This is a genomic window from Peribacillus sp. CSMR9, from assembly GCF_033141925.1.
GTDB lineage: Bacteria > Bacillota > Bacilli > Bacillales > DSM-1321 > Peribacillus > Peribacillus simplex_A.
Genome location: NZ_JAOPHO010000019.1, coordinates 1 through 17,164 on the forward strand (window position 1 = coordinate 1; position 17,164 = coordinate 17,164).

Consider the following 17,164-nt stretch of genomic DNA (forward strand, 5'->3'; position numbering starts at 1 on the left):
GTGAATGTCATGAAAATGCAAAAGAAAACGCCCCAAAATTAAGCTAAAGCGCGCAATTTTGAGGAGGAAATTGAAATTCACGAGTAAAAGTGCAAAATTCACGAGTAAAGCACCGGAATTCACGAGTAAAAGTACAAAACTCACGAGTAAAAGCGCAAAATTCACGAGTAAAGCACTGAAACTCACGAGTAAAAGCGTAAAATTCACGAGTAAAGCACCGAAATTGGGTGAATGTCATGAAAATGCAAAAGAAAACGCCCCAAAATTAAGCTAAAGCGCGCAATTTTGAGGAGGAAATTGAAATTCACGAGTAAAAGTGCAAAATTAACGAGTAAAGCACCGAAATTGAGTGAATGTCATGAAAATGCAAAAGAAAACGCCCTAAAATTAAGCCAAAGCGCTTAATTTTGAGGAGGAAATTGAAATTCACGAGTAAAAGCGCAAAATTCACGAGTAAAGCACTGAAACTCACGAGTAAAAGCGTAAAATTCACGAGTAAAGCACCGAAATTGGGTGAATGTCATGAAAATGCAAAAGAAAACGCCCCAAAATTAAGCTAAAGCACGCAATTTTGAGGAGGAAATTGAAATTCACAAGTAAAAGTGTAAAATTCACGAGTAAAGCACCGAAATTGAGTGAATGTCATGAACAGGCCTTTATTTTTTAGGGGGACGGTGCACCCAAAGAATGAAGCTGGAGAATTGGCGTGCGAAAGGCAAGACAGCCAAAGAAGTCAAGATATTGAAAATGACACTAGCATGGGCGAGTTGTTTCCCCTCGTTTTCGGTGAAAAAGGCAGCCGTTCGTTCCAGGATGTCCACAAAAGGCAGGAATGCAGCAACCCCGATGACGTTTAGCCAAATATGTGCATAAGCTGTGAAGGCAGCTTGTCTACCAGACCCGATGCTGGCCATGTATCCGGTGATGCAAGTGCCTATATTGGATCCAAACATGATGATGATTGCGGAAGCGACGGATAACTCCCCATTCATCAAAAAGCTCATGGCTATCCCGATGGTAGCCGAACTAGAGTGAATGAGTGCCGTCAATAATATCCCTGCTAATAGGGCATAACTCATATGGCCCTCTATGTAATTGATGAGCGTTTGTATGGATGGATAGGCTGCAATTGGTGTCGAAAGCGTTTTAAAACCACTCATAGCCGCGAAGATGGCCGAGATTCCGATCAGTGTCATCCCTAAGCTTCGCGATAATACATTTGGCATGAAGCAAAGGAAAGCGCCGCTGATGACACCTGGGATGATCCAACCATCCAAAGAGATGGTCATGAACTCTGCCGTGAAGGTGGATCCGATATTCGTTCCAAGAATAATCCCGATTGTTTGCGGGAACGTTAAGCTTCCTGCAGAAACGAGGCCGACAGTCATGACCATGACCGCCGAGCTGCTCTGTAAGATCCCCGTAAAGATGGTTCCGGCCATGAAACCCTTCCATGGTTTATCCGTTACTTTTGAGAGAAATGTTTTTAATGCTGCACCGGACATATTGAACAACCCGATTCGTAAAACTGACATACCAGCCAAAAATATCGCAATGAATAGTAGGAATAAAAATAGTTCATACATGACTGTCACCCCTTTAATAACTTATGGTCCGTTAAGGGGAGACATGCTATAAATTGGGTTTCCATGCCGTTGAATGATGGTTTAAAGAAAAATTATGATAATAACATGATAATATTCAAAATAAGTTTGATTTTATTGGTTGACCTGCTAAAGATGATATATTATAATTGTTTAGTACATGTATAACATGTTGACAACTTGAGTTAGTGTGTTGTTTTCGGAGGGAGGGAAAGAGATGTCTAAAACCGTCGTTCGTAAAAACGAATCGCTTGAAGATGCTCTTCGTCGTTTCAAACGTACTGTATCTAAAGCAGGATCGCTTCAGGAAGCTAGGAAGCGTGAATTTTATGAAAAACCAAGCGTAAAACGTAAGAAAAAGTCTGAAGCTGCAAGAAAACGTAAATTCTAAGAGAGGGTGGAAAGATGAGTCTTCTCGAGCGTTTAAATAATGATATGAAACAAGCGATGAAGAACAAGGAAAAGGACAAACTATCTGTTATTCGGATGCTGAAAGCTTCTATTCAAAACGAAGCACTGAAGCAGAGACAAGATTTAACAGATGATGAAGAATTGACAGTGCTCTCTCGCGAATTAAAACAACGCAAAGACTCCCTCCAGGAGTTTGAAAACGCAGGTCGTTCCGATCTCGTGGATAAAGTCCGCACCGAACTAGTATACGTAGAGGCATATATGCCTGAGCAACTTTCAGAAGAAGAGATTTCTAAAATTGTTAAACAAACGATTGAAGAAGTCAATGCAACATCCAAAGCAGATATGGGGAGAGTTATGGGAGCTTTAATGCCTAAAGTTAAAGGTAAAGCGGATGGTTCTCTAGTAAACAAATTAGTACAACAACATCTATCTTAAACTCGAAACTTAAAACTCGAAACCTAACCGCAGGCAAATTGCCTGTGGTTTTTGTGTATTTCCTTTTGTGCGTATATTATTGAAACGAAGCCAAAGATAATATGGGCACTTTCAATTTTATTTGCTTTTTTTGAAACCTTTTTCATATACATACGTAATAACTAAAGAACAGAGTATAGGGTTGCTTCATTTGCTCCTTATTCGAATTTTAGTTGCGGGCTGAATTTTACTGGTAAGTATCTTCCTGAAAATTGGAGGCACTTACAGCGTTTAAGACGGTAAAGGGGGGGCGTTCTGCCTGAAAATTTGGCGTTATTTATCTGTACTCTTATTTGGATTGCTGTTCACCATGTCTTCATTTGGAGGATCGGTGGTTTCTGCAAAAGAGAAGATCGTTTACCATGTTCCAATTGAAGAAACGGTGGAAAAGGGACTCTCGGCCTTTTTGGAGCGTGCGCTGACCACTGCTGAAGCTGCTGATGCAGATCTTGTGGTATTCGAGGTGAATACCCCTGGAGGCGCTGTGGATGCAGCAGGGGAAATTGCGAAGTTACTGTCCGATTCACCAATTAAGACTGTTGCTTACGTGAATAACAGAGCTTTATCTGCAGGTGCATATATTTCCCTAAGTGCAGATGAGATCTATATGGTTCCAAGTGCCACTATGGGATCAGCGGCAGTGATTGATTCAACGGGGAACGCTGCAGGTAAGAAAGCCCAATCTTATTGGCTGGCTGCCATGAAGACTGCTGCAGAACAAAATGGTCGCGATCCCATATTCGCTCAGGCGATGGCGGATGATGACATCGACCTTCCCGAATATGGGGCGGAAAGAGGAAAGTTGCTGACATTTACAGCTGAACAGGCAAAAAAGGCTGGTTATAGTGAAGGCACCGTCTCTGGGAAAGCGGAGTTGTATAGTATACTTGGGGTTGAGGATGCCGATATTCGGTCAATCGAAGAAAGCTTTCCAGAGAAACTTGCCCGCTTTTTGACCAATCCGATCGTCGTCCCCATTTTATTGACGATAGCAGGAATCGGGATTGTGATTGAATTGTTTTCACCTGGTTTTGGAATTCCGGGGGTAATTGGGATCTCCAGTCTTGTCTTATTTTTCTATGGTCATCTTGTCGCTGGTATCACCGGGTACGAATCGTTAGCGATGTTCATCATTGGGGTCATTCTTGTACTAGTTGAGTTTTTTATCCCAGGGGGGATTATCGGGCTGCTTGGATTTACAGCGATTGTGGGGAGTTTATTCCTCGCATCAGGTGATCCGGTTCATATGACGATATCCTTGCTAATTGCGGTCACCGTATCCATTTTGGTATTCATCCTACTTGTAAAGGTGTTTGGAAAACAAATGAAATTTTTCAGGAAAATGATATTAACCGATGCAACAAAAACGGAACAAGGATATGTCAGCAATCCGAATCGAGTGGATTTATTAGGTGTGGAAGGGAAGGCCCTTACAGATTTGAGGCCCTCAGGAACAGCTTTAATCAAAGATGAAAGAGTGGATGTCGTGACTGAAGGAAGCTTTATTTCCAAAGGTTCGTCAATCATGATCGTTAAAGTTGAAGGATCTAGGGTGGTCGTCCGGGAAATTCCGGATTCAAATTAAAAAATTTTAAGAAACAGGAAGGATGAATCATTAAGTGATAACTTCAGGAACGATATTTATTGTACTGGCAGTGATTGCTGCCATAATCGTATTGGCAGTGTTTTTCACATTCGTACCAGTAATGTTATGGATTTCCGCTTTAGCGGCAGGAGTCAAAATCAGTATATTTACATTAGTAGGGATGAGGCTTCGCCGTGTTATACCAAGCAGGGTTGTCAATCCGCTTATCAAGGCCCATAAGGCTGGAATCAATGTTTCAACGAATCAATTAGAGAGCCATTACCTTGCAGGCGGTAATGTCGATCGCGTAGTGAATGCTTTAATTGCTGCAGAACGTGCCAATATCGTGTTACCTTTCGAACGGGGTGCAGCTATTGACCTTGCAGGTCGGGATGTACTGCAAGCCGTTCAAATGAGCGTTAACCCGAAAGTGATCGAAACTCCATTCATCTCTGGTGTAGCGATGAATGGTATTGAAGTGAAAGCAAAGGCGAGGATTACGGTCCGTGCCAATATTGAACGTCTAGTCGGTGGTGCCGGCGAAGAGACAATCATTGCCCGTGTAGGTGAAGGGATCGTATCGACGATCGGTGCTTCGAAAATGCATACGGATGTACTTGAAAACCCCGATTTGATTTCAAGAACGGTTTTATCAAAAGGGTTGGATTCTGGAACGGCATTCGAAATTCTTTCCATTGATATCGCTGAAGTGGATATCGGGAAAAATATTGGGGCCATATTACAGACTGACCAAGCCGAGGCCGATAAGAAAATAGCCCAGGCAAAAGCAGAAGAACGCCGTGCAATGGCTGTTGCGCTTGAACAGGAAATGGTTGCCCGTGTTCAGGAAATGAGAGCGAAGGTTGTTCAATCAGAAGCGGAAGTTCCGTTGGCAATGGCCGATGCACTGAAAAGCGGAAATCTGGGAGTGATGGATTATATGAATATCCAAAACATCACGGCAGATACGGATATGCGCGATTCCATCAGTAAAATATCCGAAAATCCAAAAGATAGCAATAACAACAATAATAATAATTAGGTCAGGGAAGGGAGGTCTTTAAATGGGAGATATTATTGATTTCTTTCTCAAGAACCCATTCCTTATCATTGTCTTGATCGGTATTTTAACGTCCATGTTAGGAAAGAAAAAGCAGCCTCAGCAAAATGATGATCCAAACAGGCCTCCGAAAAAGAACTGGCAGGAGGTCATGCGGGAGCTTCAAGGTGAAATGTCACAAGGGGATCAGCAGCAAAGGCCTGCCCCTGCTCCCGTAAGGAAAGTCGAACAACAGGCAACGCAGGCTGTTGAAGTAAACGATGAGACGAAGAATGAAGCGAACAAAAGGATTGCTGAGCTTAGACGGCTTCAGCAGAAGTACGATCAAGAGCGTTTATATCAAAAAGCGAAGGCAGATCAAATTACATCAGCGATATCTGATAACAGCAGTCCGGTCTATCGCAAAGGACGTTCTTTTGGCAAAAACCAGCTGATTGATGGCATCATCATGTCAGAAGTGCTGGGACCGCCAAGGGCGAAGCGAAGTCTTCAGAGGTCCAGAAGGTAACAGAGTGCAACACCGGGCTTTTTTCATTACGTCCTTGATGCACGAAAAAATAGGCTTTCATTCCCTTATAATTTTGTGCTAGAACCCTCTTTCATTTCATACATTGAGATGAAAGGGGGTTCTTTTTTATGGCACGCAATTGGGGAAAAAAAGTGAAACAGCTTATGACCAAAACAATGGACCTTCCGCAAGATGTCATGATGGACCTGCCGCGAATTACAATGATCGGACAATTACATATTTATATTGAAAACCATCGTGGCTTATTGGCTTTTACAGACAGCGAAGTGCGATTGATGCTGAAAAATGGGCAGTTGCTGATAAAGGGAAACGCCTTTGTCATAAAGACGATTTTGCCGGAAGAAATCATGCTCGAAGGCAAAATTGACAAGGTTTATTTTATCAATGAATGATCCCGGGAGGTCTCCATGAAAAACCAATGGACAAACTATTATACAGGCTATGTAAAAGTGAAGGCATATGGAAAAGGCGCAGAACGGCTGATTAACATGCTGACGAGAAGAGGGCTGCATATCTGGGATGTGAAGCGCGTCGGCAGCGAAGCCCTGATTTTTCATATGGATGTTAGGGATATCCCTAAACTCCGTCAGGTCATGCGTAAGAGCGATTGTAAAGTAAAATTCATGCAGGGAAAGGGTGTCCCTTTCCTCATGAAGAGGGTTATGAAAAACAGCGGATTTTTAGTGGGCCTGATCGCTTTCCTGCTTTGCATATTTGTACTTTCCAATATGGTATGGGGCATCGAGGTACAAGATGCCAAGCCGGCAACCGAGCATGCCATCCGGAAAGAATTGGACAAGATGGGCGTGAAGATCGGTAAAGTGCAATTCTTTGTTGATGATGTGGATACGATTCAGCGTAAGCTGTCGGACCGGATTGGTGCATTGACATGGGTGGGGGTAGAGCTAAAGGGAACGACATACCATTTCAGGGTTGTTGAAAAACGGCAGCCTAAAGAAGTCGAGAAAACATCTCCACAGAATTTGGTAGCTTCCAAAAAAGCGATCATCACTAATATGTTCGTTGAAAAGGGACAATCTATAGTTAATGTGAATGATTATGTAGGAAAAGGACAGCTTCTTGTTTCAGGACTGATTGGAAAAGAGGATAAACAGGAAATTGTATCCGCAAAGGGAGTAATAAAAGGGAAAACGTGGTATAAAGCGAAAGTGGATGTTCCGTTAAAAACCAAGTTTGCTGTTTTTAACGGAAATGAAACGAGTAGGCACTTTTTGAAAATGGGGGAATTTTCACTGCCTATTTGGGGATTCAAGGATCCGGGATATGAAAAACAGGTAAAAGAAACGACAGTGAGGCCGTTTCACTTTCTTCAATGGGAACTGCCCATTTCTTATAAACAGGTGACCTTAAGGAGCAAGGAAGACATTGTTCGGAGTTATACAGAGGAAGAAGCGGTGAAGGAAGGCAGGAAAATGGCTAAAGCAGAATTGGAAAAGCATTTAGACGAGGAAGATGAAATCGTCGAAGAAAAAATTTTGCACGAAAGCATAGAGAATGGTAAAGTTAAATTATCTATACATTACCAAGTTATTGAAGATATAGCGATTGGACAGCCAATCATTCAAGGAGACTAACGAATGGCAGATGATGTGAAAGTAATTAAGCTGGAAATAGAGTCACCTAATGAAGCGATCGCTTTATTGGGCAATGGGGATTCAAATGTGAAAGTGCTTGAAGAGGAGCTAGGCATTTCCGTCATTACCCGGGGTGAAGCGGTGAGTGTTGCCGGGGATATCGAGCGCGTAACGATGGGACAGGAAATACTTAAGGCACTATTGACAGTGATCAGAAAAGGAATTGCAATCAGCTCTAGAGATGTGCTTTATGCAATTGAATTGGCAAGAAAAGGCACCTTGGAGTATTTTGGTGAATTATATGATGAGGAAATCGCGAAAACGGCTAAGGGGAAATCCATTAAAGTCAAAACTATCGGGCAGAGATACTATATCCAGGCAATAAAGAAACATGACCTGGTATTTGGAATTGGGCCTGCCGGAACCGGGAAGACTTATCTTGCTGTTGTAATGGCGATCAATGCATTGAAAAATGGACATGTAAAACGAATCATCCTGACACGTCCTGCCGTCGAAGCGGGCGAAAGCCTGGGTTTTCTGCCTGGTGATCTAAAAGAAAAGGTAGATCCTTACCTACGGCCGCTGTATGACGCTCTCCATGACCTCCTTGGGATGGAACAGACCCAACGGATGATAGAGCGCGGAACGATCGAAATAGCTCCTCTGGCTTATATGAGGGGCCGTACGCTTGAAGATGCCTTTGTCATTTTGGATGAAGCCCAAAATACGACGGAAGCCCAAATGAAGATGTTCCTGACCCGGCTAGGGTTCGGATCGAAAATGGTCATTACGGGAGATCGGACCCAGATTGACCTTCCAAAAGGCATAAAGTCAGGTCTTATACGGGTAGAAGAGATCTTGAAGAATGTTAAAGGCCTTTCCTTTGTTTATTTTGAGCAAAGTGATGTAGTAAGACATCCGCTTGTCGCCAAAATCATTACTGCTTACGAGCAGGCAAAGTGATAAGAAAAAAATCCGCCGTTTTCATTCGGCGGATTTTTCGTGATGTGACTAAATGACCTATCTTTTTGGCTAAAAAGTGGATATGGAACGAAAGAAGGTTTACATTTATCAATACGAGGTGAAAATTTACATGAAAACTGTTATGATTTTACATATCTAGAATAATAAACATCATTTTTTAGGAGGACCTTCCTTGAATCGTATCCAGAAATTTTTCACTAAAATAAAAGGGCTGTTGGTCCATCGCTTTTTTCAAGTGTTATTGTTTATCATACTTGGTTTGTTTGCGTATGGGTTAATGTTCTCCAACGTCAAGCCGGAAAAGGTCGAGGTAGAGCTTTTTAAGCCTTCGGAACAAACAATCCGTTCAACGAAGACTGTGGAAGATACCTATAAGACCGAACAGGAAAAAGAAGAGATTTCAAAACAGGTGGCTGATGTATATTCATTAAAAAAAGAATATGCCAAAAATAAAGTCGATCTGATTTCATCCATCTTCGATTCAGCGATTGAGGTGAATAAAGAAACGGACCCCGATAAAGAGCATGATGAAGATGGTAAAGAGAATAAAAAAGGGACCATAAAGACGGATGCTCAAAAAGTTTCCATATTAAAAGAAAAATTGACCGATGAAGTCAATAAAAATATTGAGGAATCCGTTTTCCTTGCTTTAGTCCAGGCGGATGAAGATGAGTTGAAAATAGCAAAAGATTCAACCATTACTGCCGTGAATAATGTGATGAGCTCCCGCATCGCTGCCAGTGACGTCGAAAATGCCAAGAAAAAGGTTGTAGAGGAATTGGGCTATATGAGCATTAATAGCGATATGAAGAAAGCTTCCAATTCCCTAGCGCGCACGGCAATCATTCAAAATGTGTTTTTCGATAAGGATAAAACCGAGGAACAGCGACGGAAAGCGGTCGAAAGCGTGGAGCCAATCAGGATCCTCCAGGGACAGATCATCGTAGAAGAGAACCAGTTAGTGGACAGGGATGTATATAGGCAGCTTGAACTGGCAGGCTTTTTAAATACGGAGTCTACCATTTACCCGTATATCGGCCTGCTGCTATTCATATTTCTGACTTTTGCCGCTTTTTATTACTTTTTCTACTTTTCCATTTCCAAAAAGGATAACAAGTACAATCAGTTATTGATCTTCAGTCTTGTCTTTATCCTTTCAATGGCTACCATGAAAACGGTCAGCATTCTGGCAGACCTGAAAAACTCGAATTTGGAATACATTTTCCCGGGTGCCATGGCGGCGATGCTCATCAAGATATTATTGAACGATAAGTTAGCGGTAGCCATGATCATATTGTTAGGTTCATATGGTACGATTATATTTAATGGTGATACGCCTGGTAATCTGGATTTCTCGATGGGGCTTTATATCATTTTCGGGGGATTGACGGCAATCATCATTTTATCGCGGCCCAATTTCAAATCAAAGGTTCTGGTTGCAGGGCTACTATTGTCTTTAATCAATATGGCATTCGTATTTTCACTCATCTTCATCATGGACGGCCATTATACTAGAATGGAGTATTTATATTATGCTGTTGCTGCGATAGGTTCTGGAGTTGGTTCAGCTGTTTTGACCATGGGCCTTTTACCGTTTTTCGAGGCTGGTTTCGGGATCTTATCATCTATTAAGCTTATCGAGCTTTCGAATCCCAATCATCCGTTACTGCGGAAGATCTTGATTGAGGCTCCGGGGACTTATCATCACAGTGTAATGGTCGCCAATTTGGCAGAATCGGCTTGTGAAGCCATTGGGTCTAATGGATTGCTGGCAAGGGTCGGCAGTTATTATCATGATATCGGTAAAACGAAACGGCCGCACTTCTTCATCGAAAATCAGATGAACGTGGAGAACCCGCATGATCGGCTGCAGCCAGAAACGAGCAGGGATATCATCATCGCTCATGCCGTAGATGGCGGTGAGATGCTGCGAAGCCACAAATTCCCGAAAGAGATAGTGGATATTGCAGAGCAGCATCATGGGACAACTTTATTGAAATTTTTCTACCATAAGGCAAAAAAACAGGATGATGCCACACTGGAATCGGCTTACCGGTATCCCGGGCCGAGGGCGAAAATGAAGGAAGTAGCTGTCATAGGCATTGCCGATAGTGTGGAAGCTGCAGTCAGATCGATGCAGCACCCAACCCCAGAGAAGATTGAAGAACTGGTAAGTTTCATCATTCAGGACAGGATTCAAGATGGTCAATTTGATGAATGTGACATTACTATGAGAGAATTGAGTATCGTGAAGCATTCCTTATGTGAATCGCTTAATGGTATCTTCCACTCCAGGATTGAATATCCGGAGGCGGATAAATTAGGACAGAAGGTGAAAGAATGATTTTAGCTATCGATTTAATGGATGAAACGAACGAAGTAACGGAAGAAGCTCAGCGACTTGTTGAAAGCATTCTGCAATTTGCGGCTAAAAAAGAAAACATTGAAAAAGATACCGAGCTATCAGTTACATTTGTAGACAATGAGAGAATTCGGGAAATCAATAAAGAATATCGTCATAAAGATTCAGTAACCGATGTCATTTCTTTTGCACTTGAAGAAATGGGGGAAGATGAAGTGGAAATTGTCGGGGTGGAAATGCCCCGCATATTAGGCGATATCATCATTTCCATTGAACGCACGAAAGAGCAGGCTGAAGAATATGGGCATTCATTCGATCGTGAACTTGGTTTTTTAGCACTGCATGGCTTTCTTCATTTATTAGGTTTCGACCACATGAATGAAGAAGATGAAAAAGAGATGTTTACGAAACAAAAGGAGATCTTGGAAGAATATGGACTTTCAAGAGAAGGGTAAAAAAAGGTATCCATTATTAAAAAGTTTCTCTTTTGCCTGTCAGGGAATTTTGGAGGCTGTTCGAACGGAACGCAACATTAAGATTCATTTCGCGTTAACGGCAATCGTCGTTTTCTTTGGCTGGTATTTCTCATTGAATGGGATGGAATGGCTTTTCATTTTGGCGGCCATAGCCGGTACGATTACGTTAGAGCTCGTTAATTCAGCGATTGAAAGGGTAGTTGACCTGGTGACGGATCAAATCCATCCCCTAGCCAAGCAGGCAAAAGATATTGCAGCCGGCGCAGTATTCATATATGCTATATTCTCCATAATAGTTGGATTGATTATCTTTTTGCCTAAGTTTGGCCAGTAGGTTGCCAAATGGTACTCAATTTGAAAGGAAGATGTGAATTGAATACGAATGAATTGATTGAGGAAGCTAAAAAAGCTAGAGAAAAAGCTTATGTACCTTATTCCAAATTTAAAGTGGGGGCAGCCCTTTTGACCACTGATGGGAAGGTCTATCATGGTTGTAATATAGAAAATGCTGCGTACAGCATGTGTAATTGTGCTGAAAGGACCGCTTTATTCAGCGCTTATGCCCATAACGATAAAAAGTTCACTAAACTTGTAGTCGTGGCAGATACCGATGGTCCCGTTTCTCCATGCGGGGCGTGCAGGCAGGTTATTTCAGAACTGTGCAACCAGGATATGCCGGTTGTTTTGACCAACTTAAATGGGGATATAAAAGAACTAACAGTACAGGAATTGCTTCCAGGAGCTTTTTCACCGGAGGATTTAAATGGATAAATTATTTGATGATACACAAGTAAAAGGTTACAAATCAGGTTTCATTTCGATAATTGGACGACCTAATGTTGGAAAGAGTACATTTCTGAATCGGGTCATCGGTCAAAAGATCGCGATTATGAGTGATAAACCCCAAACTACAAGAAATAAGGTTCAAGGCGTACTTACGCAAAACGATTCACAAATGATTTTCATTGATACACCCGGCATTCATAAACCAAAGCATAAGCTTGGGGATTTCATGATGAAAGTGGCAACGAATACATTGAAAGAAGTCGATTTGATTCTCTTCATGATCAATGCGACTGAAGGATATGGACGAGGTGACGAGTTTATCATCGAAAAACTTCAAACCGTAAAAACTCCTGTTTTCCTGGTTGTAAACAAAATTGATGCGATGCATCCAGATGATTTACTTCCAATCATTGAAAAATATCAACAGCTTTACCCATTTGCGGCAGTCGTTCCGATTTCTGCACTTGAAGGAAATAACGTCGATACATTGCTTGAACAAATCAAGGAACACCTACCTGAAGGTCCCCAGTTTTATCCAGCTGATCAAGTGACCGACCATCCGGAACGTTTTATCATTTCCGAATTGGTCCGCGAGAAGGTATTGCACCTGACGCGTGAGGAAATTCCGCATTCAGTGGCTGTTGTCATCGATTCAATTAAAAAAATGGATAACAGTGATACCATTAATGTCATGGCAACGATCGTTGTCGAGCGTGATTCACAAAAAGGCATCGTCATCGGAAAGCAAGGGAAAATGCTTAAAGAAGTCGGTAGCCGTGCCAGGGTGGACATCGAAAACTTATTGGGCTCGAAAGTTTTCTTGGAACTTTGGGTAAAGGTACAGAAGGATTGGCGTAACAAAGCCAGCCAGCTTCGCGATTATGGTTTCAATGAGAGCGAGTATTAATTAACAAAATTTACGAGTCATGAAAGTTTGGAAAACGGTCAAGCTAATCATATGGTCGGATATTCAATTGCTAGTTAAAAATGAAAGGTGGGCTTTATATGTTGGATTTTACCTGGGAATTATTTAGTGAAACAGGTAATGTGGACACCTATTTGCTGTTTAAGGAGATAGAAGTCGAAAGACAGGAAAGACCCTTGGTATTGAAAGATGAGCTAGCAGAAATTGATTTTCCTGTTTCATAGGTTAGTCTTGGCGAACATGGGTGGTGTCTTGGTATGCTCCAAAAATGTGAGGGCATTGTCATAAGGCGAACTGCATATGGAGAAAATAACAAAATCATTACTATATATACCCGAGAGCTAGGAAAAATTGGTGTTATGGCTAGAGGAGCCAGTAAACCTAATAGCAGGCTTGCTGCCGTCACCCAGCTTTTTTGCTCCGGGTATTTCCTTGTAACCACTTCAACCGGACTCGGAAGTCTTCAGCAAGGTGAAATGGTCGATTCACTCCGTTACATACGGGAGGACCTTTTTGCGACTGCTTATGCTTCTTATATTGTTGAGTTGCTTGATAAAAGCGTCGATGATAAAAAACCGAATCCATATTTGTATGAATTGCTTTTGCAAACCTTGCATTACATAAACGAAGAATATGACGCAGAGGTTTTGAAATTCATTTTTGAAATGAAGATGCTGCCCGTCAATGGGATTAACCCAGTGCTGAATCAATGTGCTGTTTGTGGCGAAACGGAAGGGGAATTCGCCTTCTCGCTTCGGGAAGCGGGTTTTATTTGTCACCGCTGTCTCGGGAAGGATCCCTATCATTTTAAAATTTCACCTGCAGCCCTCAAATTGCTGAGGATATTTTATTATTTCGATTTATCAAGGCTAGGAAACATTTCCGTCAAGCCTGAAACGAAAAAGGAAATCCAGAAAATAATAGATGCTTATTATGAGGAATATTCCGGTCTCCATTTGAAATCAAAAAAGTTCCTAAAACAGATTGATACGATGAAAGATATGTTTTAAGATCTGACCTATTGACATTCCATGCTAGTTTGTATAAAATTCTAATCATCAAAATAAGAAGATTGCGTTGATGGAAAAGAGTATCTGTCATTCTCCATAAAAAGCGAACCCGGGACGGTGGAAGCCGGGATATGGATTTACAGGGAAGGGCGTTTCCGGAGCATGTTGCTTTGAAAAGAGGCCGTTTTATAAACGGCAATTAGGGTGGAACCGCGGGTATACTCTCGTCCCTATGCATTTCGCATAGGGACGGGAGTTTTTTGTTTGCCTGTGAAAGGGTTCGATCCTTAATTTTTAAAGAGCCGTTTAAATAACCTGGAGGTGTACGATGAATATTCAAAATATGATTTTAACGTTACAAAAGCATTGGTCTGAACAAGGCTGCATATTAATGAATGCTTATGATGTAGAAAAAGGGGCAGGAACGATGAGCCCATACACGTTCCTGAGAGCCATTGGACCTGAGCCTTGGAGTGTTGCTTACGTGGAGCCATCCCGCCGTCCGGCTGACGGTCGTTATGGCGAGAACCCTAATCGACTGTATCAGCATCATCAGTTCCAAGTGATCATGAAGCCGTCGCCTGACAATATCCAAGATTTATATTTGGATTCATTGCGCGCTTTAGGGATTAATCCGCTAGAGCATGATATTCGTTTTGTGGAGGACAATTGGGAAAACCCATCACTAGGGTGTGCTGGTCTCGGTTGGGAAGTATGGCTTGATGGAATGGAAATCACGCAATTTACATATTTCCAACAAGTGGGCGGCCTTGAATGTAAGCCGGTTTCCGTGGAGATTACATACGGGATCGAACGTCTCGCCTCTTACATTCAAGATAAGGAAAACGTATTTGACCTGGAATGGACAGAAGGATTCACGGTCCGGGATATATTTGGACAGCCGGAATACGAACATTCAAAATATACGTTTGAAACATCCGACCTAGATATGCTGTTTCAACTTTTCACGATGTATGAAAAGGAAGCGCATCGCCAAATGGAAGAAGGGCTTGTGCATCCTGCCTATGATTATGTTTTGAAATGTTCACATACGTTTAACCTTTTGGATGCCAAAGGTGCCATCTCGGTGACGGAAAGAACGGGATATATTGCCCGCTGCCGTAACCTAGCGCGTAAGGTCGCTAAAACCTTCTATGAAGAGCGGGAAAAATTAGGCTTCCCGATTCTGAAAGTGAAAGGGGAGAATACAAATGAGCAAGCGTGATTTGTTATTGGAAATTGGATTGGAAGAGCTGCCAGCACGTTTTGTGACAGCTTCCATGAAACAGCTATCAGATAAAGTGCAGAAATGGCTAACGGAAAAAGCGATTGAATTCGGAGAAGTTGAAGCGTTTTCCACACCAAGACGTTTGGCCATATTGGTGAAAGACGTGGAAGAATCACAAAAGGATATCGAAGAAGAAGCAAAAGGACCGGCTAAGAAAATAGCTTTGGACAGCGAAGGCAATTGGTCTAAAGCCGCATTGGGATTTGTCAGGGGCCAAGGCATGACTTCAGAGGATATTTATTTTAAAGAACTCAAGGGTGTGGAATATGCCCATGTGAATAAATTCATAAAAGGACAGCCGACTGTACAGCTTTTATCTGAGCTTGCTGAAATCATCAGCGGCATGACGTTCCCGAAAAACATGCGTTGGGCCAATCAAGAGCTCCGCTTCGTCCGTCCGATTAAATGGCTGATTGCCTTATTCGGAAATGAAGTGGTGCCATTTAGCATCGCTGGTGTCGAGACGGCCCGTGAAACAAAGGGACATCGTTTCTTGGGCGATAGCGCAATCATCGAGCAGCCGGCACGGTACGAAGAAACGTTAAAAGAACAATTTGTAATTGCGGATCCGGATAAACGCAGACAAGTTATTCTGGATCAGATTAAAGGGCTTGAGCAGGAAAAGGGCTGGATCATCCCGGTCGATGAAGAACTGCTTGAAGAAGTCAATAATTTGGTGGAGTATCCAACGGTGTTATTTGGACACTTCGAAGAAGAATTCCTTGAGCTTCCTCCAGAGGTCCTGATCACTTCAATGAAGGAGCACCAACGTTATTTCCCTGTCAAAGATCAGGACGGCAAGCTACTTGCTTTCTTTGTAACCGTGCGTAATGGTGATGATCGCCATTTGGATAAGGTTTCTAAAGGAAATGAAAAAGTATTGCGTGCACGCCTATCGGATGCAGCATTCTTCTATAAAGAAGATCAGAAAAAAGAGATTTCGGCTGCTTTGAAAAAGCTGGACAGCATCGTTTATCATGAAGAAATTGGTACATTGGCCGAGAAAACTGCCAGGGTAACTGCAGTTACCGGAGTCCTTGCGGATGCCTTGAATTTAAAGGCGGAAAAAGAAATGGCCCTTCGTGCAGCGGAAATTGCCAAGTTCGATTTGGTGAGCCATATGGTTTATGAATTCCCTGAATTGCAAGGGTATATGGGTGAGAAATATGCACTCCTAAAAGGAGAAACCAAGGAAGTGGCTGCAGCTATCAATGAACACTATATGCCGAGGCATGCGGATGACAATGTTCCGCCTTCTGTCATTGGAGCGGTTGTTAGTTTAGCTGAAAAAATTGATACTTTGTCTTCATTCTTCGCTATTGGCGTCATTCCGACAGGTTCCCAGGATCCATACGCACTAAGAAGGCAGGCGAGCGGTGTCGTCCAAATTCTAGCGGAGAAGAAATGGAATATCTCTTTAGAGGAGCTTATTGTTATAGGTCTTAAAGGTCTAAAATCAAAAGGTATCTTAAAACGTGATCTTGAGGATGTTAAATCTGATATGTTCACATTCTTTAAAGCGCGTGTCAAACACCTGCTGCAAGAACAGCAAATCCGTTACGATTTGATTGACGCAGTTCTGGTCAATGAGATCGGTTATATCCACTCCATCGTGGAACGTGCACACGTCTTGGATGCGAAAAAAGACGAAGCAGGATTTAAAGAAAGTCTGGAAGCTTTAAGCCGCGTCATGAACATTGCCGTGAAATGTGACAATAAAGTGACAGTCGATCCAACTTTCTTTGAAAATGATCAAGAAAAAGCGCTATACGAAAAATATCAAAATGTAGCAATTCGTTATACTGAATCTAAAGATGAGAATGAGCGGTTTGAACAGCTTGTTTCGCTCCAATCGGAAATAGAATCATATTTCGAGAATACAATGGTCATGGCAGACGATGAAGCAATCCGAAGTAACCGTTTATCTCTTATGAAGGAAATCAGTGATTTGGTTGCAGGTTTTGCTGCCATGAATAAAATCATCCTTACATAATTGAAAGGGTGTATGGAAATCGGAAACACTTTAAACAAGGGTTTCCGATTTCTATAAAAAGATAAATGGTCAATAAATA

At 42.1% G+C, this 17,164-nt stretch carries 20 protein-coding genes and 1 other annotated feature; of the genes, 19 read left to right on the forward strand and 1 reads right to left on the reverse strand.

Features of this window, described 5'->3' with window-relative positions; translation table 11 throughout:
* The first annotated feature begins 70 nt into the window (after nt 1–70).
* Together N9I19_RS11100 and N9I19_RS11105 are read left to right on the forward strand one after the other, a co-directional pair.
* Entirely contained in the window at nt 71–274 is a 204-nt protein-coding gene (locus tag N9I19_RS11100) for a hypothetical protein (protein WP_317777819.1), read from the forward strand.
* A gap of 145 nt (nt 275–419) precedes the next feature.
* Complete coding sequence (locus N9I19_RS11105; RefSeq protein ID WP_317777820.1) at nt 420–560, forward strand: hypothetical protein; 141 nt, start codon at nt 420–422, stop codon at nt 558–560.
* Nucleotides 561–656: 96 nt separating this feature from the next.
* On the opposite strand, the gene N9I19_RS11110 is transcribed toward N9I19_RS11105, so the two are convergent.
* Nucleotides 657–1,586, reverse strand: coding sequence for a Na/Pi symporter (locus tag N9I19_RS11110; protein ID WP_061464108.1), 930 nt, complete (start codon nt 1,584–1,586; stop codon nt 657–659).
* Nucleotides 1,587–1,821: 235 nt separating this feature from the next.
* Between N9I19_RS11110 and rpsU the strand changes: the two genes are divergently transcribed.
* From rpsU to glyS, 17 genes are all read left to right on the forward strand, one after another.
* Nucleotides 1,822–1,995: a 30S ribosomal protein S21 gene (gene rpsU / locus N9I19_RS11115; RefSeq protein ID WP_028391853.1), complete on the forward strand. Its 174-nt coding sequence runs from the start codon at nt 1,822–1,824 to the stop codon at nt 1,993–1,995.
* Nucleotides 1,996–2,009: 14 nt separating this feature from the next.
* Nucleotides 2,010–2,453, forward strand: a complete 444-nt coding sequence (locus tag N9I19_RS11120; RefSeq protein WP_089361544.1) for a GatB/YqeY domain-containing protein — start codon at nt 2,010–2,012, stop codon at nt 2,451–2,453.
* 349 nt (nt 2,454–2,802) lie between these two features.
* A complete protein-coding gene (locus N9I19_RS11125) occupies nt 2,803–4,077 on the forward strand; it encodes an NfeD family protein (RefSeq protein WP_317777821.1) in 1,275 nt (424 codons plus the stop codon).
* 52 nt (nt 4,078–4,129) lie between these two features.
* Nucleotides 4,130–5,119: a flotillin-like protein FloA gene (gene floA / locus N9I19_RS11130; protein ID WP_375166284.1), complete on the forward strand. Its 990-nt coding sequence runs from the start codon at nt 4,130–4,132 to the stop codon at nt 5,117–5,119.
* Nucleotides 5,120–5,141: 22 nt separating this feature from the next.
* Nucleotides 5,142–5,645 (forward strand): hypothetical protein, encoded by a 504-nt coding sequence (locus N9I19_RS11135; RefSeq protein ID WP_317777822.1) that lies wholly within the window; start codon nt 5,142–5,144, stop codon nt 5,643–5,645.
* 128 nt (nt 5,646–5,773) lie between these two features.
* Entirely contained in the window at nt 5,774–6,058 is a 285-nt protein-coding gene (yqfC, locus tag N9I19_RS11140) for a sporulation protein YqfC (RefSeq protein WP_034308511.1), read from the forward strand.
* Between the two features lie 15 nt (nt 6,059–6,073).
* On the forward strand, nt 6,074–7,261 hold the full coding sequence (gene yqfD, locus N9I19_RS11145) for a sporulation protein YqfD (RefSeq protein ID WP_061464103.1): 1,188 nt from the start codon (nt 6,074–6,076) through the stop codon (nt 7,259–7,261).
* A gap of 3 nt (nt 7,262–7,264) precedes the next feature.
* Nucleotides 7,265–8,224, forward strand: a complete 960-nt coding sequence (locus tag N9I19_RS11150) for a PhoH family protein (RefSeq protein ID WP_061464102.1) — start codon at nt 7,265–7,267, stop codon at nt 8,222–8,224.
* A gap of 193 nt (nt 8,225–8,417) precedes the next feature.
* On the forward strand, nt 8,418–10,589 hold the full coding sequence (locus N9I19_RS11155; RefSeq protein WP_317777823.1) for an HD family phosphohydrolase: 2,172 nt from the start codon (nt 8,418–8,420) through the stop codon (nt 10,587–10,589).
* Nucleotides 10,586–11,062 carry an rRNA maturation RNase YbeY gene (ybeY, locus tag N9I19_RS11160; RefSeq protein WP_089361539.1) on the forward strand — a complete coding sequence of 159 codons (477 nt, stop codon included), beginning with the start codon at nt 10,586–10,588 and terminating at the stop codon, nt 11,060–11,062. The genes N9I19_RS11155 and ybeY overlap by 4 nt, the downstream gene beginning before the upstream one ends.
* Nucleotides 11,040–11,417, forward strand: a complete 378-nt coding sequence (locus N9I19_RS11165; RefSeq protein ID WP_317777824.1) for a diacylglycerol kinase family protein — start codon at nt 11,040–11,042, stop codon at nt 11,415–11,417. The genes ybeY and N9I19_RS11165 overlap by 23 nt, the downstream gene beginning before the upstream one ends.
* Before the next feature lie 38 nt (nt 11,418–11,455).
* Nucleotides 11,456–11,854: a cytidine deaminase gene (gene cdd / locus N9I19_RS11170; protein WP_317777825.1), complete on the forward strand. Its 399-nt coding sequence runs from the start codon at nt 11,456–11,458 to the stop codon at nt 11,852–11,854.
* Nucleotides 11,847–12,776 carry a GTPase Era gene (gene era / locus N9I19_RS11175; protein ID WP_061464097.1) on the forward strand — a complete coding sequence of 310 codons (930 nt, stop codon included), beginning with the start codon at nt 11,847–11,849 and terminating at the stop codon, nt 12,774–12,776. Before cdd ends, era begins: the two co-directional genes overlap by 8 nt.
* 98 nt (nt 12,777–12,874) lie before the next feature.
* The gene (locus N9I19_RS11180) at nt 12,875–13,018 is read left to right on the forward strand and encodes a YqzL family protein (RefSeq protein WP_081108859.1); all 144 of its coding nucleotides are present in this window, start codon (nt 12,875–12,877) and stop codon (nt 13,016–13,018) included.
* A 33-nt stretch (nt 13,019–13,051) separates the two neighbouring features.
* The gene (recO, locus tag N9I19_RS11185; RefSeq protein ID WP_317777826.1) at nt 13,052–13,804 is read left to right on the forward strand and encodes a DNA repair protein RecO; all 753 of its coding nucleotides are present in this window, start codon (nt 13,052–13,054) and stop codon (nt 13,802–13,804) included.
* A 58-nt stretch (nt 13,805–13,862) separates the two neighbouring features.
* Nucleotides 13,863–14,039: a binding site (T-box leader), on the forward strand.
* Between the two features lie 93 nt (nt 14,040–14,132).
* The gene (gene glyQ, locus N9I19_RS11190) at nt 14,133–15,029 is read left to right on the forward strand and encodes a glycine--tRNA ligase subunit alpha (protein WP_061464095.1); all 897 of its coding nucleotides are present in this window, start codon (nt 14,133–14,135) and stop codon (nt 15,027–15,029) included.
* Nucleotides 15,016–17,085: a glycine--tRNA ligase subunit beta gene (glyS, locus tag N9I19_RS11195; RefSeq protein WP_317777827.1), complete on the forward strand. Its 2,070-nt coding sequence runs from the start codon at nt 15,016–15,018 to the stop codon at nt 17,083–17,085. Before glyQ ends, glyS begins: the two co-directional genes overlap by 14 nt.
* Nucleotides 17,086–17,164: the final 79 nt, after the last annotated feature.

What these genes read in the sequence shown, in the direction of transcription:
- N9I19_RS11110 (WP_061464108.1), bottom strand. Translation starts at nt 1,586, where the DNA reads ATGTATGAACTATTTTTATTCCTACTATTCATTGCGATATTTTTGGCT.
- rpsU (WP_028391853.1), top strand. Translation starts at nt 1,822, where the DNA reads ATGTCTAAAACCGTCGTTCGTAAAAACGAATCGCTTGAAGATGCTCTT.
- N9I19_RS11120 (WP_089361544.1), top strand. Translation starts at nt 2,010, where the DNA reads ATGAGTCTTCTCGAGCGTTTAAATAATGATATGAAACAAGCGATGAAG.
- N9I19_RS11125 (WP_317777821.1), top strand. Translation starts at nt 2,803, where the DNA reads ATGTCTTCATTTGGAGGATCGGTGGTTTCTGCAAAAGAGAAGATCGTT.
- N9I19_RS11135 (WP_317777822.1), top strand. Translation starts at nt 5,142, where the DNA reads ATGGGAGATATTATTGATTTCTTTCTCAAGAACCCATTCCTTATCATT.
- yqfC (WP_034308511.1), top strand. Translation starts at nt 5,774, where the DNA reads ATGGCACGCAATTGGGGAAAAAAAGTGAAACAGCTTATGACCAAAACA.
- yqfD (WP_061464103.1), top strand. Translation starts at nt 6,074, where the DNA reads ATGAAAAACCAATGGACAAACTATTATACAGGCTATGTAAAAGTGAAG.
- N9I19_RS11150 (WP_061464102.1), top strand. Translation starts at nt 7,265, where the DNA reads ATGGCAGATGATGTGAAAGTAATTAAGCTGGAAATAGAGTCACCTAAT.
- ybeY (WP_089361539.1), top strand. Translation starts at nt 10,586, where the DNA reads ATGATTTTAGCTATCGATTTAATGGATGAAACGAACGAAGTAACGGAA.
- N9I19_RS11165 (WP_317777824.1), top strand. Translation starts at nt 11,040, where the DNA reads ATGGACTTTCAAGAGAAGGGTAAAAAAAGGTATCCATTATTAAAAAGT.
- era (WP_061464097.1), top strand. Translation starts at nt 11,847, where the DNA reads ATGGATAAATTATTTGATGATACACAAGTAAAAGGTTACAAATCAGGT.
- N9I19_RS11180 (WP_081108859.1), top strand. Translation starts at nt 12,875, where the DNA reads ATGTTGGATTTTACCTGGGAATTATTTAGTGAAACAGGTAATGTGGAC.
- recO (WP_317777826.1), top strand. Translation starts at nt 13,052, where the DNA reads ATGCTCCAAAAATGTGAGGGCATTGTCATAAGGCGAACTGCATATGGA.
- glyQ (WP_061464095.1), top strand. Translation starts at nt 14,133, where the DNA reads ATGAATATTCAAAATATGATTTTAACGTTACAAAAGCATTGGTCTGAA.
- glyS (WP_317777827.1), top strand. Translation starts at nt 15,016, where the DNA reads ATGAGCAAGCGTGATTTGTTATTGGAAATTGGATTGGAAGAGCTGCCA.